We start from the raw sequence: 21,668 nt of genomic DNA on the forward strand, positions 1-21,668 counted from the left end.
CTTACACCCGGGGGTTCCAAGGAGAAACCCCATGCCCGAACTGCCGGAAGTCGAGACGGTGCGCCGCGGCCTCGCCCCGGCGATGGAAGGACAGGTGATCGCCGCCGCCGAAGTGCGGCGCGAGGGGCTGCGCTGGCCCTTCCCGGAGCGGCTCGCCGAACGGCTGACCGGGCGGCGGGTCGAGATGCTGGGGCGGCGGTCGAAATACATCCTCGCGGGGCTGGATGGCGGCGAGACGATGATCCTGCATCTGGGGATGTCGGGGCGGATGACGATCTCTGGCGAGGCGCCCGGGAGCTTCCGCCATGAGCGCGCGACGCCCGAGAAACACGATCACGTGGTGCTCGACATGGAAAACGGCGCGCGGATCGCGCTGAACGATGCACGGCGCTTCGGGGCGCTCGACCTCTGGCCGACGGCGCTGATCGAGACGCACAAGCTGCTGGCGGGCCTCGGGCCGGAGCCGCTCGGCAACAGCTTCGACGCCGCCTATCTGGCGGAGCGGCTCAAGGGGCGCGCCCTGCCGCTGAAGGCGGCGCTGATGGATCAGAAGATCGTCGCCGGGCTCGGCAATATCTATGTCTGCGAGGCGCTGCACCGGGCGCAGCTCTCGCCGCTCATGCCCTCCGGCGCGCTCGCGGACCCCGAGCCACTTGTCGCCGCTATCCGCGAGGTGCTGACCGAGGCCATCGCCGCCGGCGGCTCGTCCATCTCCGATCACCGGCAGGCGACGGGGGAGCTCGGCTATTTCCAGCACACCTTCCGCGTCTACGGGCGCGAGGGCGCGCCCTGCCCCCGCTGCGGCACGCCGGTCGAGCGGATCGCCCAGTCCGGCCGCTCCACCTTCCTCTGCCCGACCTGCCAGTCAGGACTGACCCCGCGGCATTGACATGCCGGGCAGGGCAGCGTTGCCTCCCGCCACCCAGAAAACCGGAGCCCCCGATGGCCTATGCCCTCCTCAAGGTCGAGATTGCCGACGACGTCGCGACCATCACGCTCAATCGCCCCGAGGCGATGAACGCCCTCAACCGGGCGCTCCTGAAGGAGCTCGGCACGGCGCTCGAGGCCGCCGATGCCTCGCCCGATGTGCGCGTCGTGATCGTCACCGGCTCGGAGAAGGCCTTCGCCGCCGGCGCCGATGTGGCGGAGATGGCGGAGTTCGACTTCGCCGACGCCTATCTCGCCGATCTCTACGGGCCCGAGGCGCGGCGGCTCGCGAATATCCGCAAGCCGGTCATCGCCGCGGTGGCAGGCTATTGCCTCGGCGGCGGCTGCGAGCTGGCGATGATGTGCGACACGATCATCGCCGCCGACACCGCCAAGTTCGGCCAGCCCGAGATCAACCTCGGCATCATCGCCGGCATGGGCGGCACCCAGCGCATGGCCCGCGCCATCGGCAAGGCCAAGACGATGGACCTGCACCTGACCGGCCGCATGATGGAGGCGGAGGAGGCAGAGCGCGCCGGGCTCGTCGCCCGCATCGTGCCGGCGCGCGAGCTGCTTTCGGAGGCGCGGACCATGGCGCGCAAGATCGCCGCCAAGTCGATGCCCGCCATGCTCGCCGCCAAGGAGGCGGTGAACGCCGCCTTCGAGACGCCGCTGGCCGAGGGGCTCCGCTCCGAGCGGCGGCTCTTCCTCGCGCTCTTCGCGACCCATGACCAGGCGGAGGGGATGGAGGCGTTCCGCGAGAAGCGCACGCCCCAGTTCCGCGACCGCTGAGCGGGGCCTTTCCTTTTGCGGCGGGCTCCTCTATAGGCGCCCCCATATGCGTGTGAGGCCCGCTTGGCCGGATGTCGCCGGTAGGGAACCCGACCCGGGTCGTTTCGACACGCTGCCATTATGTGAACGACGATCCGAGGACAAAGCCCATGGCCAATTCGCCGCAATCCAAGAAGCGCGCCAAGCAGAACGCGACCCGCTACGCGATCAACAAGGCGCGCCGCTCGCGCATGCGCAGCTATCTCCGTAAGGTCGAGGAGGCCATCGCCTCCGGCGACCAGGCCGCCGCCGCCGAGGCGCTCAAGACCGCCCAGCCCGAGCTGATGCGCTCCGTCTCGAAGGGCATCCTTCACAAGAACACCGCCTCGCGGAAGATGTCGCGCCTTGCCTCGCGCGTGAAGTCGCTGGCCTGACAGCCAGGCATCGAGATCGAATGAGGGCGCCCCCGGGGCGCCCTTTTTCATTTCGGAAGGATGAGCGGAAAATGAGCGCTTTCCGCGGCCCCGTCCGGCGCCGTCGCAGGGGCGATCACCGGCTTAACCTTTTTCAACCGATTCGGGCACTTGTCCCGTCAAGCTCTGCCGCAGCACCGCCGCCGCCGGCCACATCGCCGCTGCGGCTTTTCGGCCACCGGCCCGGCTAAGTCCCCCGAATTTCACGCGGCGCGGGATTCGGGCTCGGCAATCTCCTGAGTCAAGCGAGTTGTGGAGTTGTTTGTGCCGCGATCGGCGGGCTAGCTTGCCCGAGCGATTCACATCGTTCCTGGGGGGACATGGCCGAATCCGAAAGACTGGCTCGCCTGCGTGACACGGTGATGAACCGTGACCCGTTTGCGGTCATGACGGAGTTCGAGTGCGCGGCCGACATCACTGGCCGAGTTTGATCCGTTTGCATCCGGCGGCAGGGCCGGGGCGGGCGGCCATGATCCTGTTGCCTGCGGCAAGGCGCCGACTGCGCCCGGCCGCCCCGGCAAGTTGTTGCCCGCGTGCACCAAGCTCGCGGCCCCCAGATCGAGGTAAGGCGCGCAGCCGGTGGCAGTCCGGCGCGGGACGGCGCATGTCGCCGCCCCCGGGGCAAACGAACGAGGGTCAAAAGGGCATGACGAACGAAAAATGGGCAAGCCTGCGCGAAGACATGAAGGGCGCCATCGGGGCAGGGATCTGGAAGACCTGGATCGAACCGCTGGAATTCGCTGACCTGAAGGACGGCGTGGCCGCCTTCACCGCGCCGAGCCCGTTCTTCGGCAAATATGTTTCCGAGAATTTCGGCGAGCACATCCTCTACCAGCTCCGCCGCTCCGGCGAGAGCGTCGAGCGGCTGAGCTTCGGCGCCGCCAACCTCAAGGCCGAGCCGGGCGGCAAGCCCGGCGCCCCGGCCGCCGCCGCGACCGCCGCCCCCGCGGGCACGCCCCCTGCCCCGCCCGCCTCCAACGCCGGGCTCGATTCGCGCTTCACCTTCGAGCGCTTCGTCGTCGGCAAGCCGAACGAGCTGGCCCATGCCGCCGCCCGCCGCGTCGCCGAGGGCGGCGAGGTGACCTTCAACCCGCTTTTCCTCTATGGCGGCAACGGGCTCGGCAAGACGCACCTGATGCATGCCATCGCCCATGAGCTCCGCGCCCGCAGCCCCGAGAAGGTGGTCATCTACCTCTCCGCCGAGCAGTTCATGTACCGCTTCATCGCGGCGCTGCGCGAAAAGCGCATGTTCGACTTCAAGCAGATGTTCCGAGCCGTGGACGTGCTGATGGTCGACGACGTGCAGTTCATCGCCGGCAAGGATTCCACGCAGGAGGAATTCTTCCACACGTTCAATGCCCTGGTCGATGCCCGCAAGCAGATCGTCATCTCCGGCGACCGCCTGCCCGGCGACATGAAGGACATGGAGGAGCGCATCCGCTCGCGCCTGCAATGCGGTCTGGTGGTGGACCTCCACCCCACCGATTTCGAGCTCCGCATCGGCATCCTGCAATCGAAGGTCGAGACCTATCGCGCGCAATATCCGGGGCTGGAGATCCGCGAGGGCGTGCTCGAATTCCTCGCCCACCGCATCTCGACCAACGTCCGCGTGCTCGAGGGCGCGCTGACGCGGCTCTTCGCCTTCGCCTCGCTCGTCGGCCAGCCGATCACGCTCGATCTGGCGCAGGATTGCCTCGCCGACATCCTGCGCGCCTCCGACAAGAAGATCTCGATCGACGAGATCCAGCGGAAGGTCTCCGACCATTATTCCATCCGCCTTTCCGACCTCATCGGCCCCAAACGCGTGCGCCATTACGCGCGGCCGCGGCAGGTGGCGATGTTCCTCGCCAAGACCATGACCAACCGCTCGCTGCCCGAGATCGGCCGCCGCTTCGGCGGGCGCGACCACACCACGGTCATCCATGCCGTCAAGCGCATCGAGGAGCTCAAGGGCAAGGATGCGCAGATCGCCGAGGATCTCGAGCTCCTGCGCCGCGCGCTGGAGGCCTGACCGGGCTCCCGCGGCGGCGCAATCCGCCACAAAGGCCTTGTGCCATGGGGGCAAGGCGCTAGTCTGCCGATCCCGGCCCGGAACGGCCGGGGTCAGAACGAGCGAGGGGTCATGAAACTCAGCATCGAACGCGGCGCGCTCCTGAAGGCCGTGGCGCAGGCGCAATCGGTCGTCGAGCGGCGCAACACCATTCCGATCCTCGCCAATGTGCACATCGAGGCGGAGGGCGACACCGTGCGCTTCCGCGCCACCGATCTCGATGTCGAGGTGGTGGACAGGGCCCCCGCCCAGGTCGAGCGCGCCGGCGCCACGACCGTGCCGGCGGTGCTTCTGAACGAGATCGTCCGCAAGCTGCCCGATGGGGCGCTGGTGACGCTCTCCGACCAGTCTCATGCCGGGCGGCTCTCCATCGAGGCGGGGCGGTCGAGCTTCCAGCTCTCGACCCTGCCGAAGGAAGACTTCCCGGTGATGGCGAGCGCCGATTACGCCGCGAATTTCGCGGCGCCGGCGGCGGTCTTGAAGCGGCTCTTCGACAAGTCGAAATTCGCGATCTCGACGGAAGAGACGCGCTACTACCTCAACGGCGTCTATATGCATGTGGCAGAGACGCCCGACGGCCGGCGCCTGCGCTGCGTCGCCACCGACGGCCACCGCCTCGCCCGCATAGACGCCGCGCTCCCGCCGGGGGCCGAAGACATGCCGGGCGTGATCGTGCCGCGGAAGACCGTCGGCGAGCTCAGGAAGCTCCTCGAGGATGACGAGGCGGAGATCGCGGTCTCGGTCAGCGAGACCAAGGTGCGCTTCGCGACGCCGGATATCACGCTGACCTCCAAGGTCATCGACGGCACCTTCCCGGATTACAGCCGGGTGATCCCGCAAAACAACACCAAGCGGCTGGAGGTCGACGCCGCCGAATTCGCCCGCGCGGTGGACCGCGTCGCCACCGTCAGCTCCGAGCGCAGCCGCGCCGTGAAGCTGGCGCTCGACGAGGACCGGCTGATGCTCTCCGTCAACGCCCCCGACTCGGGCGCGGCGGAAGAGGAGCTGGCCGTGGCCTATGGCGACGACAAGCTGGAGATAGGCTTCAACGCCAAGTACCTCCTCGAGATCGCGAGCCAGGTCGACCGCGAGAACGCCGTCTTCCTCTTCAACTCCTCGGGCGACCCGACGCTGATGCGCGAGGGCAACGACGAGAGCGCCATCTACGTGGTCATGCCGATGCGGGTGTGACGGGGCGGGTGGGCAGCCGGCGCACGGCCTCGCCCACCGCCCGATCGGCCTCCGCCAGCTCGAACTGGGCCTGAAGGTTCAGCCAGAATTGCGGCTCCATGCCGAACCAGTGGCCGATGCGCAGCGCGGTATCGCCGGTGACGGCGCGCTTTCCTGCGATAATCTGGCTGATGCGATTGGGCGGCACCTCGATCGCGCGTGCGAAGGCGGTGGGTGTGATACCCATCTCCTCCAGCTCTTCCTTCAGGACGGCGCCGGGGTGAATGGCTCTGGCGAACATGCAGGTCTCCTAGTGGTAGTCGGTGATCTCCACCTCCGACGGCCGGGATTGCCCCTCGGGCCAGCGGAAGCAGAGCCGCTATTGTGCGTTGATCCGGATCGAGAATTGCCCCGCCCGGTCACCGCGGAGCGCCTCTAGCCGATTGCTCGGCAGGGCACGCAGCGCAGCAAGGTCGGGTGCGGCATTGAGGATCGACAGACGCCGCGCCGCCTGCGCCTCGATGGAAGAGAACGCGCGGACCCGCTCGCCGAACGCGAAACTGGCTGTCCTCCGGTCTCGATAGCTCAAGATCATTGATGGAAGATTATGACGCTGTACGTCACTCGTCAATGCTGCCGTCACCGCTCCCCGCTTGCCCCCCCGCGCGAACCCCCCGATAGTCGCGCCGATGCCCCGCCTCGCCAGCCTCACCCTGTCGCATTTCCGCTCCTGGCGCCGCGCGCGCCTGGCGTTCGACGGGCGGATCGTGGCGATCCATGGGGCGAACGGCGCCGGCAAGACCAATCTCATCGAGGCGATCTCGCTCCTCTCCCCCGGCCGCGGCCTCCGGCGGGGCACGGCGGAGGAGTTCTCGCGCCGCCCGGAGGGGCTCGGCTGGAAGATCGCGGCAGAGCTGGAGGGCGGGCAGGAGGTCGAGACCTCCGCCGAGCCCGGCCAGACCCGCTCCGTCCGCATCGGCGGCAAGGCGGCGGCGCAGGTGGCGCTGGCGGAGGAGCTGCGGCTCCTCTGGCTGGTGCCGAGCATGGACAGGCTCTTCATCGAGGGCGCCGAGGGGCGGCGGCGCTTTCTCGACCGGGCGGCGATGAGCTTCGCCCCGGCCCATGCCGAGGCGACGCTGGCCTATGACAAGGCGATGCGCGAGCGGAACCGGCTCCTGAAGGACATGATCCGCGACGCGCATTGGTACGAGGCGCTGGAGGGGCAGATGGCCGCTGCCGGCGCCCGCATCCAGGCGGGGCGGCAGGCGGCGATCGGGGCGCTGATGGCGGCGCAGAACGCCGCGGCCACGGCCTTCCCCGCCGCGACGCTGGCGCTCACGCATCCCGAGGCGGGCCCGCAAGGGTCCGATGAGGGGCTGCGCGGGCTCTATGCCGAGGGGCGGCGCCGCGACATGGCGGCGGGGCGCACGCTCGACGGGCCGCACCGCGCCGATCTGACGGCGCTCTGGGCCGAGAAGGGCATGCCGGCCGCCGATTGCTCCACCGGCGAGCAGAAGGCGCTGCTGATCTCGCTGATCCTCGCCAATGCGCGGGCGCTGGCGGCCGAGGGGCCGCCGCCGATCCTCCTCCTCGACGAGGTCGCCGCCCATCTCGACGCCGCCCGCCGCGCGGCGCTTTATGACGAGATCCATGCCCTCGGCGCCCAGGCCTTCCTGACCGGCACCGGCCCGGAGCTCTTCGAGGAGCTGGGGGAGCGGGCGGAGCGCATCGAGATTCGCGAGGAAGAGGGAGAGAGCCATGTCCATCGAGATTGAGCGCCATGAGGAGATGCGGCTGACCGCCGGTCTCGAGGCAGAGATCGCCGCGCTGATCGCCACCGCCTGGGACGATTTCGAGGGCCGCAGCTTCTACAAGCAGCGCCACCACCTGCGCCTTCTGGCGCGGGAGGAGGGGCGGCTCCTCGGCCATATGGCGCTGGGCCTCCGCGCCGTGCGGCTGGGGCCCCACCTCGTCGATGTCGCGACGATAGGCGAGGTCTGCACCCATCCTGAGGCGCGGGGCCGCGGCATCGCCTCGGCCCTGCTTCAGGAGGCCATCGGGGAGGCGAAAGCCTCGCCCGCCCGCTTCGCCCTCCTCTTCGGCGAGGCGGCGCTCTACGCCGCTGCCGGCTTCCGGCCGGTGGGGCAGAACATCCGCCTTCTCGGGCTCGACGGCGCGCGGTCGCACCGGATGGTGCATCTGCGCAGCCATGACCTCCTCATGGTCCTGCCGCTCGGGGAGGAGGCGTGGGACGAGGACCTGCCGCTCGACCTGATGGGCGGGAGCTTCTGATCTTTCGGGGGGGCCGGCCCGTTGGGCCGGGTGGAGGCTCTGCCTCCACACCTCCGAGGTATTTTTGGCCAGATGAAAGGGGATCCGGGATGGAAGGAGGCCGGGCGGGAGACGCCGTCGGGCGGATCGACAAGGGGGCGCGGCTCGCCTACCAGAGTCGGACTGGATCCGAAGGACAGGCCATGACCCCGCAGCGCGTCACGCTCATCACCCTCGGTGTCGCCGATCCGGCGGCGGCGGAGGATTTTTACGCCGCGCTCGGCTGGGAGCCGCATCCGCGCTCGGGCGGCGGGGTGACGGTCTATCAGATGAACGGCATGGCGCTGGCGCTCTTCGGCCGCGAGGCGCTGGCCGCCGATCAGGGGCGGCCGGGAGCGGCGCTGGGCACCGGGGCGATGGCTCTGGCGCAATATCATGGCTCCCGCGATGCGGTCGATGCCGCTTTCGAGACCGCCGTCTCGGCCGGAGCCACGGCGCTGAAGGCACCGGCGGAGACGGCATGGGGCGGCTATCTGGGCTATTTCGCCGATCCCGACGGGCATGTCTGGGAGTTGGCGCATAACCCCTTCTGGCCGCTCGCCGGGGACGGCGCGCTCTGGCTGCCCGATCCCGGCAGCTGAGCCCGGAGCCACCCGCCGATGAGTATCACCCCCGCCGAACTCGGGCTTTATGCCTTCGCGATCCTGCTTCTGTTCCTGACCCCCGGGCCGGTCTGGGTGGCGCTTCTGGCGCGCGCCCTTTCGGGCGGCTTCTCCGCCGCCTGGCCGCTCGCGGTCGGCGTGACATTGGGCGACATCCTCTGGCCGCTCCTCGCCATTCTCGGCGTCTCCTGGGTGCTGTCGGTCTGGGGGGACTTCCTGCATGCGCTGAGGCTCCTCGCCTCGCTGATCTTCCTCACCATGGGGGTGCTGATCATCCGCCATGCGGGCAAGCCGCTCGGGGCCAATTCTCGGCTGACGCGGCCCGGCCGCTGGGCCGGCTTCGCCGCCGGGGTGGCCGTGATCATCGGCAATCCCAAGGCGATCCTCTTCTACATGGGCATCCTGCCGGGCTTCTTCGATCTGGGCGCCCTGACCTGGCCCGATGTCGCCGCGATCTGCACGGTGAGCTTTCTCATCCCCCTCCTCGGCAACCTCTGCCTCGCGCTTTTCATCGACCGGGCGCGGCGTCTCCTGACGTCCCCCGCGGCGCTCGCCACGACCAACCGGGTCGCCGGGGCGCTGCTCATCCTCGTCGGGCTCGTCCTGCCGTTCATCTGACGGCGGCAGAGCCCACGAAATATGGGGGCAAAGGCGTGACATCCCCCGGCGAAATGACTATATTTTGCGCCGGGCAGACAGGAATACCTTACATGGCAGAATCCGCAGACAACGTGCCGGAGTACGGCGCCGATTCCATCAAGGTTTTGAGGGGCCTGGACGCTGTCCGGAAGCGCCCGGGGATGTATATCGGCGACACCGACGACGGCTCGGGCCTGCACCACATGGTCTACGAGGTCGTCGACAACGGCATCGACGAGGCGCTGGGCGGTTATGCCGACTATGTGCATGTGAAAATACATGCCGACAATTCGGTCTCGGTGCGCGACAACGGCCGCGGCATCCCGACCGACATCCATGCCGAGGAGGGCGTCTCCGCCGCCGAGGTCATCATGACCCAGCTCCATGCCGGCGGGAAGTTCGACCAGAATTCCTATAAGGTCTCCGGCGGCCTCCACGGCGTCGGCGTCTCGGTCGTCAACGCGCTCAGCGACTGGCTGGAGCTGACGATCTGGGGCCGCGACGGCAACATCCACTTCGCCCGGTTCGAGACGGGCGACACGGTCGAGCACCTCCGCCAGATCGGCAAGACCAATGGCGAGACGGGCACCGAGGTGCGCTTTCTCGCCTCGCTCAACACCTTCTCCAACCTCGACTACAGCTTCGAGATGCTGGAGAAGCGGCTGCGCGAGCTGGCCTTCCTCAACTCCGGCGTGAAGATCATCCTCGAGGACGAGCGCCCCGCCGTGCCGCTGAAATCCGAGCTCAGCTACGAGGGCGGCGTGCGCGAGTTCGTGCGCTATCTCGACCGGTCGAAGACGCCGCTCATGCCCGAGCCGATCCATGTGACCGGCGAGCGCGACGGGATCACCGTCGAGGTCGCCATGTGGTGGAACGACAGCTATCACGAGACCGTCCTGCCCTTCACGAACAACATCCCCCAGCGGGATGGCGGCACGCATATGGCGGGCTTCCGCGGCGCGCTGACGCGTGCGATCCAGAAATACGTGGCCGAGAGCGGCATCGCGAAGAAGGAGAAGGTCTCCCTCACCGGCGACGATGCGCGCGAGGGGCTGACCTGCGTGCTCTCGGTCAAGGTGCCGGACCCGAAGTTCTCCTCCCAGACCAAGGACAAGCTCGTCTCGTCCGAGGTGCGGCCGGCGGTGGAGAACCTGGTGAACGAGAAGCTCGGCGAGTGGTTCGAGGAGAACCCGGCCGAGGCCAAGGGCATCATAACCAAGATCGTCGAGGCGGCCGCGGCCCGGGAGGCCGCCCGCAAGGCCCGGGAAATCCGCCGCAAATCGGCGATGGACGTCAGCTACAACGCCTCCAAGCTCAAGGATTGCTCGGAGAAGGACCCATCTAAGACCGAGGTCTTCCTCGTCGAGGGCGACTCTGCCGGCGGATCCGCCCAGACGGGCCGCGACCGGCGGACGCAGGCGATCCTCCCCTTGCGGGGCAAGATCCTGAACGTCGAGCGGGCGCGGTTCGACCGGATGCTCTCTTCCCAGGAGATCGGCAATCTGGTGATGGCGCTTGGCACCGGCATCGGGCGCGACGAGTTCAACATCAACAAGCTGCGCTACCACAAGATCGTCATCATGACGGATGCCGATGTCGACGGCGCGCATATCCGCACGCTCCTGCTCACGTTCTTCTTCCGCCAGATGCCGGAGCTGATCGAGGGGGGCTATCTCTATATCGCCCAGCCGCCGCTCTACAAGGTCGCGCGCGGGCGGTCGGAGGTCTACCTCAAGGATCAGCCGGCGCTCGATGACTACCTGATCCAGCAGGGGGTCGACGGCGCGATCCTCAAGCTCGGCTCGGGGATGGAGATCACGGGCCGCGACCTCGCCCGCGTGGTCGAGGAGGCGCGGCAGCTTCGCCGGGTGCTCGACGCCTTCCCGACGCATTACCAGCGCCACATCCTCGAACAGGCGGCCATCGCCGGTGCCTTCGTGCCCGGGGCGGTGGATGCCGACCTCCAAGGGGTGGCCGACAAGGTGGCGGCGCGGCTCGACCTCATCGCGCTCGAATACGAGAAGGGCTGGTCGGGCCGGATCACCCAGGACAAGGGCATCCGGCTCTCGCGGATTCTCCGCGGCGTCGAGGAGCTTCGCACGCTCGACGGCCTGATGCTCCGCTCCGGCGAGGCCCGGCGGACGGGCAGCTTCACCGAGAGCCTGAAGGAGGTCTACGAGCGCCCGGCGACGCTGGTGCGCAAGGACCGCAACCAGACGATCTACGGGCCGCTCGACCTGCTCGAGGCGATCCTCGAGGAAGGCCAGCGCGGGCTGACGCTCCAGCGCTACAAGGGGCTCGGCGAGATGAACCCCAGCCAGCTCTGGGAAACGACGCTCGACCCCGATGCGCGGACGCTCCTGCAGGTGCGGATCGACGATGCGACGGAGGCGGACGATTTGTTCACCAAGCTGATGGGCGACGTGGTGGAGCCGCGCCGCGAGTTCATCCAGCAGAATGCGCTCAACGTGGAGCATCTGGACTTCTGAGGCCGGCTCGGCCCGCCCTGCCGGGTGGGCTCGCGAGGCGCCGTAGCACGGATGGTGCGGCGGCTCGCGCCGTCACGTCAGCCGGTATGAAATCCGAACCGGTTGCATTGCAGACCGGTTTGGCGGTCCCTACCTCCCTCCGCGACACCCCATCGCAGAGGACTCCCCCCGTGCCGCAGACCGACAGCCTGTTCCGCCCCTTCGCCCTGAAATCGCTCAGGCTCCGCAACCGCATCGTCATGGCGCCCATGACGCGCGGCATGGCGCCGGAGGGCATCCCGGGCGCGCCGAACGCCGCCTATTACCGGCGGCGGGCCGAGGGGGAGGTCGGGCTGATCCTCTCCGAAGGCACGGTCATCGACCGGCCCGCCTCGCGCAACCTGCCGGGGATCCCCTTCTTCCACGGCGACGCGGCGCTCGGCGGCTGGAAGGCCGTGATCGACGGCGTGCATGCCGCCGGCGGCGCCATGGGGCCGCAGATCTGGCACACCGGCTCCACCCGCGGCGGCGACTGGGAGCCGGAGGCGCCGGTGGAGAGCCCCTCCGCCCTTCTCGGCCCCGACACGCCGCGCGGGCGCGAGATGAGCGAGGAGGACATCGCCGACACGATCGCCGCCTTCGCCCGCGCGGCCGCCGAGGCGAAGGCGCTCGGCTTCGACCTCGTCGAGCTGCACGGGGCCCATGGCTACCTGATCGACCAGTTCTTCTGGCCCGGCACCAACCTTCGGGAGGACCGCTGGGGCGGCGCCACGATCCGCGAGCGTTCGCGCTTCGCGGCCGAGGTCGTGGCCGCCGTGCGCGCGGCCGTGGGGCCGGAGCTGCCGCTGTCGCTCCGTGTCAGCCAGTGGAAGCAGCAGGATTACAAGGCCCGCCTCGCCGAGACGCCCGAGGAGATGACCGACTGGCTCCTGCCGCTCGTCGAGGCCGGTGTCGACATCCTCCATTGCTCGCAGCGCCGCTTCTGGGAGCCGGAATTCCCCGAGCTCGACGGCGAGGAGGGGCTGAACTTCGCCGGCTGGGCGAAGAAGCTCACCGGCGCGGCGACGATCAGCGTCGGCTCGGTCGGGCTGAGCGGCGCCGACTTCCTCGCCTCCTTCGGCGGGGCGGCGGCGCAGAAGACGGCGCTCGACGGGCTGGTGCGGCGGATGGAGGCCGAGGAGTTCGACCTCATCGCCGTCGGCCGGGCGCTGCTCGCCGACCCGGACTGGGCCGCCAAGGTGAAGGCCGGCAACGAGGCGGCGCTGGCGGACTTCAGCCCCGCGGCACTGGCCGAGCTGGCCTGAGGAACCGGTTGGGGGGGAGGCACCCGCCTTCCCTCCCCCGCCGCCGCGAGATAGGGAGCCCCATGAGCGATCCGGACGACATGCCCGCCCTCCACCCCGCGCATCTGCCGCCGCCCGACCTCGCTTCGCTGGCGGGACCCCGGCGCAGCGACCCGCCGCGCATCCTGCTGCTCTACGGCTCGCTCCGCAAACGCAGCTATTCGCGGCTGGCGGCGGAGGAGGCGGCGCGGATTCTCGCCCGTCTCGGGGCCGAGACGCGGCTCTACAACCCCTCCGGCCTGCCCCTGCCCGACGACGCGCCGGCCGATCACCCGAAGGTGGCGGAGCTGCGCGAGGCCGTCACCTGGAGCGAGGGGATGGTCTGGTCGAGCCCCGAGCGGCACGGCGCCATGACCGGCATCATGAAGGCGCAGATCGACTGGATTCCGCTGACATTGGGCGCCGTCCGGCCGACGCAGGGCAAGACGCTGGCGGTCATGCAGGTCTCCGGCGGCTCGCAGAGCTTCAACGCCGTCAACCAGATGCGCATCCTCGGCCGGTGGATGCGCTGCCTGACGATCCCCAACCAATCCTCCGTGCCGAAGGCCTTCCAGCAATTCGGCGAGGACGGGCGGATGAAGCCCTCCCCCTTCTACGACAGGATCGTCGACGTGATGGAGGAGCTGGTGAAGTTCACCCTCTTGACGCGCGACGCCAAGGACTACCTGACCGACCGCTATTCGGAGCGGGTGGAGGATGGCGCCGCGCTGATCGCCCGGGTGAATGCCACCTGAGGCCCTGCCGCGCGGCCCTCGCCCGGGCGCGCGCGGGCGGGCCGGAGGGCGGCTCCCGCCCCGCCGCGGCGTCATGCCGGCGCCGATGGATACCACGGCCCTGTTATTGGTTATCGCTTTGCTTTCGCCAAGGGTGGACCCATATCCCGGGCTACTCCCTCGCCCCGAAGTCATGAGGACCAAGATGGACAGAACCCGCCGTGCCCTTTTCGCCCTGCCGCTCGCCCTGGCCCTTGCGCCGGCCGTCCTGCCGGGCGCTGCCCAGGCCCAGGCCCTGGGCCTTGCGGAGATCTCCGCCTATCTCAACCAGCTTCAGACCGCGCAGGGCGGCTTCACGCAGGTGAATGCCGACGGCACGATCTCGACCGGGACGATCTACATCAAGCGGCCCGGACGGGTGCGGTTCGAATACGACCCGCCGGAGGACAGCCTCGTGATGGCCGGCGGCGGCTCGGTCGCGATCTTCGACCGGCGGTCGAACGAGAACCCCGAGCGCTACCCGCTGAACCAGACGCCCCTGTCGATCATCCTCGCCGCCAATGTGGATTTCACCCGGGCCAACATGGTCACGGGCCACACGAGCGACGGCTCCACGACCACGGTCACCGCGCAGGACCCGGATCACCCGGATTACGGCTCGATCCAGATGGTCTTCTCGGCGAATCCCGTCGAGCTGCGCCAATGGGTCGTGACCGACAATGCCGGCACGCAGACGACCGTGATCCTCAACAACCTCGCGACGGGGATGCAGATCGCCGAAGGGCTGTTCAACATCCGCGCCGAGACGTCCAACTGGAACTGAGCCGGCCGGGCGTGAGCCCGCCGGACGCGAAACTGCCGGACGTGAACCTGCCGCCCGCGCTAGGCGGGCGGCGGGCTTAACCCGACGCCGGCGGCGTCACAGCCGCCGGCAGGCCCCGAGCTGGGCGTGATACATCAGCGCCCGTGCCTCGAGCTGCCCCGCGATCCGCACCAGCCAGGATTTCGACCTGTAGGAGCCGCGGGCATAGCCCGAGCGGCCCTCGTGATAGGCGAGATACTGGTTGCGGGTGTCGTCGAGCGGAATGCCGAGCTCGCGGAAGGTCTGGGCCATGTACCAGCCCATGAAATCCGTGGCGTCGCGAATGTCGTCGCGCCGCGCCCGGAAGCCGCCCTCCGCCCTCTGGTATTCCTCCCAGGTCCCGTCGAGGGCCTGAGCATAGCCATAGGCGGAGCTCTGCCGTCCGACCGGGATGACGCCGAGCACGAACTGGTGCGGCGTGCGGGCATTCCCAATGAACTTGCTCTCCTGATAGATGATGGCCATCTGCACGGCCACCGGCACGCCCCACTCCCGCTGCGTCGCGCGGAAGGCCCTCAGGTAGGAGGGATGCTGCTGAACGATCGCGCAAGCGTCGTCCAGTTCACGAGGCGCCTCGTAATTGCGGCTGCCGCATGCTGCAACCAGCACCAGCAGCGCCAAAGCGCGTAAAACTCTGCTCATCTGCCTCTCGCTCTTTTCGGCGAATGGTGTTTTTCAGAAGAGGATAGCGCAAAGGGCCGCCGGAGGGAACTCCGAGAGTCCGGCTCCGCGCAAAAGTGCTGACGAGCCGGGGCGAGAGGCCCCGCACGGTGCCGCCGGTGGCCCTGCCAAGGGTCACTGTAGGATGCGCCGTCACACACTGTTTCCGGCCTTCCGCCGCCTCCCCCATGGACGCGCCGGGCCCGGCGGCCTATGGCTGGGGCAGGCTGGATCATGTTAGCAACGCGCGCCAAATATCACCTGGGACAGATCGTCCGGCACCGGAAGCACCCCTTCCGAGGGGTGGTGTTCGATGTCGATCCGGAATTCGCCAATACCGAGGAATGGTACGAGGCCATTCCCGAAGAGGCCCGCCCGGCGAAAGACCAGCCCTTCTATCACCTCCTCGCCGAGAACGATCAGAGCTATTACGTCGCATATGTCAGCGAGCAGAACCTGATCGCCGACTACTCCGGCGAGCCGGTGGACCATCCGGACCTGCCCGATCTCTTCGGCCCGTTCGAGGACGGCTCCTACCCGCTGCAGGTCCAGCTCAACTGACGCCTCGGGGCGCCGGGGCAGAAATTTTTCGAGAAGAATTTTGGGCCCGGTGGCGCGGGTGAGCGTCGATCCGGGCGTTCCGCGCGCGGCGAGGGCGCCCGGGGGGCTGCCTGCCCCCCGTCGGCCTTGAAGGCCGACTCCCCCCGAGGATGCCCGGGAGCAAAGACATTGGGGAAAGAGGGTCAGTAGCCGAGGGCGACGCCATCTTTCCTGGGGTCGGAGGCCGCCTCGAGAAGGCCGTCCTTGCCGAGGAGGATCATCTGGGCGCCGCCGAGCGGCTCGTCCGGCACCTCGACCTCATGGCCGAGATCGGCGAGGGCGGCGCGGACCTCTGGCGTATAGCCGCGCTCGACCTCGAGCACGTCCTTGCGCTGGAAGCTGCGGGGGGCGTCGAGCGCCTCCTGCGGCGACATGCCGAAATCCCTGAGGTTGGACAGGACGCGCGCATGGCCGACGGGCTGGTAGGCCCCGCCCATGACGCCGAAGCTGCCGGTGACCTCACCGCCCTCGGCGAGCATGCCGGGGATGATCGTGTGCATCGGGCGCTTGCCGCCGGCGGCCTCGTTCGGGTGGCCCTCTTCGAGCGTGAAACCGGCGCCGCGGTTCTGGAAGAGCACGCCGAACCTGTCGGAGGCGAGGCCGGAGCCGAAGCCGTGGTAGATCGAATAGATCAGCGAGACGGCCATGCGGCCCTCGTCGAAGACGGTCAGGTAGACCGTATCGCGGTGGATGGCCTCGGCGCCGGGAAGAGCCGGCGGCAGAACGGCCTGCGGAGAGATCAGCCCCGCCAGCCGCGCCGCCGTCTCGGGCGCCAGCATATGGGCGAGGCGGGCCGTGTGGTCGGGGTCGGCGACGATCCGGTCGCGGGCGTCATAGGCGAGCTTGGTGGCCTCGGCCTCCAGATGGACCCGCGCGGCGCCGAAGGGGTCGAGCGCGGCGATGTCGAACTGGCCGAGGATGTTCGCGAGGAGGATCGCCGTCGCGCCCTGGCCGTTCGGCGGATGCTCGATCAGCTCGGTGCCGCGGTAGCTGCCGCTGACGGGCGCCCCCCAGCTCGCCTCGGTGGCGGCGAAATCCGCCGCGGTATGCGTGCCGCCGAGGGCGCGGAGGGAGGCCACCATATCGGCCGCGACCTCGCCCTCGTAGAAGGCCGAGCGCCCCTCCGCGGCGATGCGGCGGAGGAGCTCGGCCTGCATGGGCGCGCGGAAGATCTGGCGGGCGCGCAAGGGCGCGCCGCCGTCGGAATAGAAGCCGAGGGCCGCGCCCTGGAGCCGCTCATGCGCGTCCGGCATGTCGAAGGCGACGCGGGGCGCGACGGGCACGCCGGTCTCGGCATAGTGGATCGCGGGGGCGAAGATCTCGGCGAGAGGCGTCCGGCCGTAGCGGCCCGAGAGGCGGCAGAAGCCGTCGACGGCGCCGGGCACGGTGACCGCCTCGACGCCGGCAACCGGCACCGTCTCGTGCCCCGCCGCACGCATGGCCGCGGCGGAGAGGCCGGCGGGCGCGCGGCCGGAGCCGTTGAGCGCCACGACGGGCTTTCCGGGCTCCGCCACCAGCGCGAACATGTCGCCGCCGAGCCCGCACATCTGCGGCTCGCAGATCCCCAGGATCGCCGCCATGGCCAGCGCCGCATCCACCGCATTGCCGCCGGCCTGCAGCCGGGCGAGGCCCACGGAGGCGGCGAGCGGGTGCGAGGTCGCGACGGCGCCGCCGGCGGCATAGACGGGCGACCGCCCGGGCAGGTGAAAATCACGCATCGACAGCCTCCTCAGCAACGCGGCGAGGATGGGTGGATTTCGCGGAAGGGGAAAGGGGGAAGCGGCTGGAAGATCCCGGCGCCACGCAACTGGGTGGGGGCTGTTCGCACGCGACGCCGGGAGAAGCCATGCAGCTACGAAACCTGTTCTGACCCTTGCGCCGGGCGCCCTCGTGGAACAAGCAAGGCATGTTCATGTCGCCTGGCGCCCTTGCCGCAACAATGCGGCCCTTGGCGCCGCAGGAGCCGCCATATGGAAACAATCGCCCCCGAGACCCGGGCCGATTTCGCAGAGCTCGCCCGCACGATCGCCGCCCTGACGGAGGGCGAGGACGATTCGGTGGCGCTGATGGCGACGCTCGCCTCGGAGTTGCACCATGCCGATTCGCGCTTCGACTGGACGGGCTTCTACCGGGTAGTGGCGCCGGAAATGATGAAGATCGGCCCCTATCAGGGCGGCCACGGCTGCCTCGTCATCCCCTTCGCCCGCGGCGTCTGCGGCGCGGCAGCGCGCGAGGGGCGCGTGCAGATCGTGGACGACGTGGATGCCTTCCCGGGGCATATCGCCTGCTCGTCGAGCACACGGTCGGAGATCGTGCTGCCGGTGTGGGACCAGGCGGGGGCGCTCATCGGCGTCCTCGACATCGACAGCAACCAGCCGGCGGCCTTCGACGAGGCCGATGCGGAGGGGCTGGCGGCGATCCTCGCTCAGGTGTTCGGGCGGCTCTGAGGGCGTAGGGTGGGTTTTCAACCCACCGCTGGCGCGACGGTGATGCGGCGCCCTCGCCCGGTGCGCGCCGGCACGGCGCAGGGCGAGCGCCGGCCCGTCCCGCGGGCTGGCGCTCTGGTGAAGCTGGGCCCGGCCTCAGGGCGGGGGAGTGGCTGCACCATAAAGCGCGCCGCACAGCCGGGGGAGCGCCAACCCCCGGGCCGGCGCTCGCCCTGCGCGGCGCGGTCTGGACTTGCTCGGCCCACTCTGACGGGCGGGCTCGCGGATCGTGGCGGGGAGGCCCCCTACGACTGCGGCACGCCGTCGTCGATCTCGTAGTAGTCGCCCTTGTCCGCCGTGAAGATATGGCGCGTGAGGGTGAGCCCGGTCGGAGCCTCCAAAGCGCCGGCGGAGACGGAGATCTCCGGATTGCCCGCCTCCTCCCAGAATAGGAACGCGCCGCAGCCCGGGCAGAAGCCGCGCCGTGCATGAGCGCTCGACTGGTACCAGCGCGGGCTGCCGGTGATCGTCAGCGCCTCCCGCGGGGCGTTGAACGAGGCCCAGACATGGCCCGATTGCTTGCGGCACTGGCCGCAATGGCAGGCGGCGGCGGCGGTGATCCCGGCCGCCACTTCCGGCGCCACCTCGAAGCCGACTGCACCGCAGAGACAGGCGCCCTTCATGCCGTCACCTCGTAGTAATCGCCCTTGTCCTCCAGATAGATATGCTCGCCCAGATGCCCCCCGGAGGCGCCGTCGATGAGGCCGGCCTCATAGCTCCACGCCCCGTCCGCGCTCCGAAACCAGATCTTCGAGCCGCAGGTGCCGCAGAAGCCGCGCGCGGCGCCGGAGGGCAGCTCGTGCGTGACGATGCCCTCCGCGCCGGTCCAGCGGATCTCCTCCGGCGCGGCATCGAAGCTGGCGGCGAAATGACCCGAGAGCTTGCGGCATTGCGTGCAATGGCAGGCGGTGATGGCGCCGGCGGGGCGGTCCATCTCGAAGCGGACGGCGCCGCATAGGCAGGAGGCTATGAGCATCGGCAGGTCCTTTTGCTGCATCGGGCGCGAGGAAACCATGGGCGCCGTGCCGGGTCCATCCGCTATGTCTGGGCGCCCGCCGCCCGAGACCCTACATTGGGCCTATTCCAATCCCGAGCCCGGAGGCCCCATGAGCCGTTTTCTCGATGACATCGACGCCCGCCTCGCCGACATCCGCGCCGAAGGGCTGTGGAAGGAAGAGCGGCCGCTCGCCTCGCCCCAGGGCGCGCGGGTGCAGGTGGCGGGGCGCGAGGTCATCAACCTCTGCGCCAACAATTATCTCGGGCTGGCCGATCATCCGGCCCTGAAGGCCGCGGCAAGGGACGCGCTGGAGCCGATGGGCTTCGGGATGGCGTCGGTGAGGTTCATCTGCGGCACGGCGGAGATTCACCGGACCCTTGAGGCGCGGCTGGCGAAATGGCTCGGCCATGACGACGCCATCCTCTTCGCCGCCTGCTTCGATGCCAACGGCGCGCTCTTCGAGCCGCTCCTTGGGCCGGAGGATGCGGTGATCTCCGACAGCCTCAACCACGCCTCGATCATCGACGGCATCCGGCTCTGCAAGGCGCAGCGCTACCGGTTCGCCAATTCCGACATGGAAGACCTCGAGGCCAAGCTGAAGGAGGCCCGCGCCGCCGGCGCCCGCCACATCATGATCGCCACCGACGGTGTGTTCTCGATGGATGGCTATTTCGCCGAGCTCGGCGCCATCCGGGCGCTGGCCGACAAATACGAGGCCCTCGTGATGGTCGACGATTGCCACGCGACCGGCTTCATCGGCGCGACCGGCGCCGGCACGCCGGAGCGGGCCGGCATCAGGGCCGACGTCATCACCGGCACGCTCGGCAAGGCCCTCGGCGGCGCCATCGGCGGTTATATCGCCGGGCCGCAGGCGGTGATCGACCTCCTGCGCCAGCGGGCGCGGCCCTACCTCTTCTCCAACGCCCTGCCGCCGGCGATCTGCGCCGCGGCGCTCGTGGCCATCGACATGGCGGAGAAGGGCGACGACCTCCGCGCCCAGCTCACCGAGAACACCGCCTACTGGCGGGCGGGGCTGGCGGAGGCGGGCTTCGACCTCCTGCCCGGCGAGCACCCGATCGTGCCAGTCATGCTCCACGAGGCGCCGAAGGCGCAGGCGATGGCGGCGAAGCTCGGCGAGCTCGGCGTCTATGTCTCGGGCTTCTTCTATCCGGTCGTGCCGAAGGGCAAGGCGCGGATCCGCACGCAGATGAACGCCGCGCTGACGAAAGGCGACCTCGACACGGCGCTCGGCGCCTTCCGCGAGGCGGGCCGGGCGGTGGGAGCCATCCGATGAGCAACGAGATGCAGGCGCTGGTGAAGGCGCGCCCCGAGCCCGGGCTCTGGATGGAGCGCCGCCCGGTGCCGGAGATCGGGCCGGACGATGTGCTGATCCGCATCAACAAGACCGGCATCTGCGGCACCGACGTGCATATCTGGAACTGGGACGAATGGGCCGCGAAGACCGTGCCGGTGCCGCTGGTCACCGGCCACGAATTCGCCGGCGAGATCGTCGAGCTGGGGCGGGATGTCGAGGGGCTGCAGCTGGGCCAAAGGGTCTCCGGCGAGGGGCATCTGATCGGCAAGACCTCCCGCCAGAGCCGGGCCGGCAAGTTCCACCTCGATCCCGCGACGCGGGGCATTGGGGTGAACGAGCAGGGCGCCTTCGCGGAATACCTGCGCCTGCCCGCCTTCAACGTCGTGCCGCTGCCCGACGCGGTGGATGACGAGATCGGCGCGATCCTCGATCCGCTCGGCAATGCCGTCCACACGGCTCTGAGCTTCGACCTCGTGGGCGAGGACGTGCTCGTCACCGGCGCCGGGCCGATCGGCATCATGGCGGCGGCGGTGGCGCGGCATGTGGGCGCCCGGCATGTGGTGGTGACGGATGTGAACCCGGCGCGGCTGGAGTTGGCCGCCAAGGTCGCCGATGTCGTGCCGGTCAACGTCGCCGAGGAGGACCTCGGCGAGGTGATCTCGCGCCTCAAGATGAAGCAGGGCTTCGACGTCGGGCTCGAGATGAGCGGCAACCAGCGGGCGCTCGACCAGATGGTCGAGAGCCTGGTGATGGGGGGCCGCATCGCGTTGCTCGGCATCCCGCCGGGCAAGAGCCCGGTCGACTGGAGCCGCATCGTCTTCAAGGCGATCACCATCAAGGGCGTCTACGGCCGCGAGATTTTCGAGACCTGGTACAAGATGCTGGCGATGCTGGAGAACGGGCTCGACGTGCGCGCGGTCATCACCCACCGCTTCAAGGCGGCGGAGTTCGAGGCGGGGTTTGCAGAGATGCGCGGCGGGGCCTCGGGCAAGGTGGTGCTCGACTGGAGGTGAGCGGCGGTGGGTTGAAAACCCACCCTACGCTTTGGCGGCGCTCGCCCCTTCCACCCGCGTAGGGTGGGTTTTCAACCCACCTCGGACGCACCGGTCGTGTTGTGCCCCCGCCCGGTACGCGCCGGCACGGCGCAGGGCGAGCGCCGGCCCGTCCCGCGGGCTGGCGCTCCGAGGTGTAGCGCGCCGCTGCGGGCTGGGAGGCTGGCTGCACCATAAAGCGCCCCGTCCAACCGGCAGGAGCGCCAACC

23 protein-coding genes are annotated in these 21,668 nt (G+C 69.4%); 17 read left to right on the forward strand and 6 right to left on the reverse strand.

The features are described from left to right. Nucleotides 1-31 precede the first annotated feature (31 nt). From mutM to dnaN, 5 genes are all read left to right on the forward strand, one after another. A complete protein-coding gene (gene mutM / locus ACAZ03_RS15485) occupies nt 32-889 on the forward strand; it encodes a bifunctional DNA-formamidopyrimidine glycosylase/DNA-(apurinic or apyrimidinic site) lyase (protein ID WP_373355002.1) in 858 nt (285 codons plus the stop codon). A gap of 53 nt (nt 890-942) precedes the next feature. Continuing rightward, nucleotides 943-1,719, forward strand: coding sequence for an enoyl-CoA hydratase-related protein (locus tag ACAZ03_RS15490; RefSeq protein ID WP_373355003.1), 777 nt, complete (start codon nt 943-945; stop codon nt 1,717-1,719). Nucleotides 1,720-1,868: 149 nt separating this feature from the next. After that, the gene (gene rpsT / locus ACAZ03_RS15495) at nt 1,869-2,132 is read left to right on the forward strand and encodes a 30S ribosomal protein S20 (protein WP_373355004.1); all 264 of its coding nucleotides are present in this window, start codon (nt 1,869-1,871) and stop codon (nt 2,130-2,132) included. A 685-nt stretch (nt 2,133-2,817) separates the two neighbouring features. Next, entirely contained in the window at nt 2,818-4,182 is a 1,365-nt protein-coding gene (gene dnaA, locus ACAZ03_RS15500) for a chromosomal replication initiator protein DnaA (protein WP_373355006.1), read from the forward strand. A gap of 111 nt (nt 4,183-4,293) precedes the next feature. Then, complete coding sequence (gene dnaN / locus ACAZ03_RS15505; protein WP_373355007.1) at nt 4,294-5,412, forward strand: DNA polymerase III subunit beta; 1,119 nt, start codon at nt 4,294-4,296, stop codon at nt 5,410-5,412. Here the strand turns inward: dnaN and ACAZ03_RS15510 are convergent. After that, nucleotides 5,393-5,692 carry a HigA family addiction module antitoxin gene (locus tag ACAZ03_RS15510; protein WP_373355009.1) on the reverse strand — a complete coding sequence of 100 codons (300 nt, stop codon included), beginning with the start codon at nt 5,690-5,692 and terminating at the stop codon, nt 5,393-5,395. The two genes, dnaN and ACAZ03_RS15510, sit on opposite strands and share 20 nt — an antisense overlap. A 78-nt stretch (nt 5,693-5,770) precedes the next feature. Next, complete coding sequence (locus ACAZ03_RS15515) at nt 5,771-5,986, reverse strand: type II toxin-antitoxin system RelE/ParE family toxin (protein ID WP_373355011.1); 216 nt, start codon at nt 5,984-5,986, stop codon at nt 5,771-5,773. Nucleotides 5,987-6,080: 94 nt separating this feature from the next. Between ACAZ03_RS15515 and recF the strand changes: the two genes are divergently transcribed. The 8 genes from recF (at nt 6,081) to ACAZ03_RS15555 (ending at nt 14,310) form a co-directional block, all read left to right on the forward strand. Continuing rightward, a complete protein-coding gene (recF, locus tag ACAZ03_RS15520) occupies nt 6,081-7,166 on the forward strand; it encodes a DNA replication/repair protein RecF (RefSeq protein ID WP_373355013.1) in 1,086 nt (361 codons plus the stop codon). Continuing rightward, nucleotides 7,150-7,683, forward strand: coding sequence for a GNAT family N-acetyltransferase (locus ACAZ03_RS15525; RefSeq protein WP_373355014.1), 534 nt, complete (start codon nt 7,150-7,152; stop codon nt 7,681-7,683). Before recF ends, ACAZ03_RS15525 begins: the two co-directional genes overlap by 17 nt. Before the next feature lie 182 nt (nt 7,684-7,865). Beyond that, nucleotides 7,866-8,303 (forward strand): VOC family protein, encoded by a 438-nt coding sequence (locus tag ACAZ03_RS15530; protein ID WP_373355015.1) that lies wholly within the window; start codon nt 7,866-7,868, stop codon nt 8,301-8,303. 18 nt (nt 8,304-8,321) lie between these two features. Beyond that, a complete protein-coding gene (locus ACAZ03_RS15535; protein ID WP_373355017.1) occupies nt 8,322-8,942 on the forward strand; it encodes a LysE family translocator in 621 nt (206 codons plus the stop codon). 92 nt (nt 8,943-9,034) lie between these two features. After that, on the forward strand, nt 9,035-11,452 hold the full coding sequence (gene gyrB, locus ACAZ03_RS15540; protein WP_373355018.1) for a DNA topoisomerase (ATP-hydrolyzing) subunit B: 2,418 nt from the start codon (nt 9,035-9,037) through the stop codon (nt 11,450-11,452). Nucleotides 11,453-11,622: 170 nt separating this feature from the next. Further along, entirely contained in the window at nt 11,623-12,735 is a 1,113-nt protein-coding gene (locus ACAZ03_RS15545) for a 12-oxophytodienoate reductase (protein ID WP_373355020.1), read from the forward strand. A gap of 62 nt (nt 12,736-12,797) precedes the next feature. After that, nucleotides 12,798-13,508, forward strand: coding sequence for an arsenical resistance protein ArsH (arsH, locus tag ACAZ03_RS15550; protein WP_373355021.1), 711 nt, complete (start codon nt 12,798-12,800; stop codon nt 13,506-13,508). Nucleotides 13,509-13,692: 184 nt separating this feature from the next. Next, entirely contained in the window at nt 13,693-14,310 is a 618-nt protein-coding gene (locus ACAZ03_RS15555) for an outer membrane lipoprotein carrier protein LolA (protein ID WP_373355023.1), read from the forward strand. Between the two features lie 96 nt (nt 14,311-14,406). Here ACAZ03_RS15555 and ACAZ03_RS15560 read toward each other — a convergent pair whose 3' ends face one another. Then, nucleotides 14,407-14,991 (reverse strand): transglycosylase SLT domain-containing protein, encoded by a 585-nt coding sequence (locus ACAZ03_RS15560; RefSeq protein ID WP_373355025.1) that lies wholly within the window; start codon nt 14,989-14,991, stop codon nt 14,407-14,409. A 252-nt stretch (nt 14,992-15,243) separates the two neighbouring features. Here ACAZ03_RS15560 and hspQ point away from each other — a divergent pair, with 252 nt between their 5' ends. After that, a complete protein-coding gene (gene hspQ / locus ACAZ03_RS15565) occupies nt 15,244-15,570 on the forward strand; it encodes a heat shock protein HspQ (protein WP_373355027.1) in 327 nt (108 codons plus the stop codon). Nucleotides 15,571-15,752: 182 nt separating this feature from the next. Here hspQ and ACAZ03_RS15570 read toward each other — a convergent pair whose 3' ends face one another. Then, nucleotides 15,753-17,327, reverse strand: a complete 1,575-nt coding sequence (locus ACAZ03_RS15570; protein ID WP_373355028.1) for a gamma-glutamyltransferase family protein — start codon at nt 17,325-17,327, stop codon at nt 15,753-15,755. 252 nt (nt 17,328-17,579) lie between these two features. Between ACAZ03_RS15570 and ACAZ03_RS15575 the strand changes: the two genes are divergently transcribed. Continuing rightward, complete coding sequence (locus ACAZ03_RS15575; protein WP_373355029.1) at nt 17,580-18,056, forward strand: GAF domain-containing protein; 477 nt, start codon at nt 17,580-17,582, stop codon at nt 18,054-18,056. 284 nt (nt 18,057-18,340) lie between these two features. Here the strand turns inward: ACAZ03_RS15575 and ACAZ03_RS15580 are convergent, their stop codons facing one another. Together ACAZ03_RS15580 and ACAZ03_RS15585 are read right to left on the reverse strand one after the other, a co-directional pair. Next, complete coding sequence (locus ACAZ03_RS15580; protein ID WP_373355031.1) at nt 18,341-18,718, reverse strand: GFA family protein; 378 nt, start codon at nt 18,716-18,718, stop codon at nt 18,341-18,343. After that, nucleotides 18,715-19,071, reverse strand: coding sequence for a GFA family protein (locus ACAZ03_RS15585; protein ID WP_373355032.1), 357 nt, complete (start codon nt 19,069-19,071; stop codon nt 18,715-18,717). The genes ACAZ03_RS15580 and ACAZ03_RS15585 overlap by 4 nt, the downstream gene beginning before the upstream one ends. Nucleotides 19,072-19,201: 130 nt before the next feature. Between ACAZ03_RS15585 and ACAZ03_RS15590 the strand changes: the two genes are divergently transcribed. Together ACAZ03_RS15590 and tdh are read left to right on the forward strand one after the other, a co-directional pair. After that, nucleotides 19,202-20,386 carry a glycine C-acetyltransferase gene (locus ACAZ03_RS15590; protein WP_373355033.1) on the forward strand — a complete coding sequence of 395 codons (1,185 nt, stop codon included), beginning with the start codon at nt 19,202-19,204 and terminating at the stop codon, nt 20,384-20,386. Between the two features lie 8 nt (nt 20,387-20,394). Beyond that, complete coding sequence (gene tdh, locus ACAZ03_RS15595) at nt 20,395-21,420, forward strand: L-threonine 3-dehydrogenase (protein ID WP_373357092.1); 1,026 nt, start codon at nt 20,395-20,397, stop codon at nt 21,418-21,420. Nucleotides 21,421-21,668 lie beyond the last annotated feature (248 nt).

The sequence above is a fragment of the Pseudoroseicyclus sp. CXY001 genome, assembly GCF_041714655.1.
Lineage (GTDB): Bacteria > Pseudomonadota > Alphaproteobacteria > Rhodobacterales > Rhodobacteraceae > Pseudoroseicyclus_A.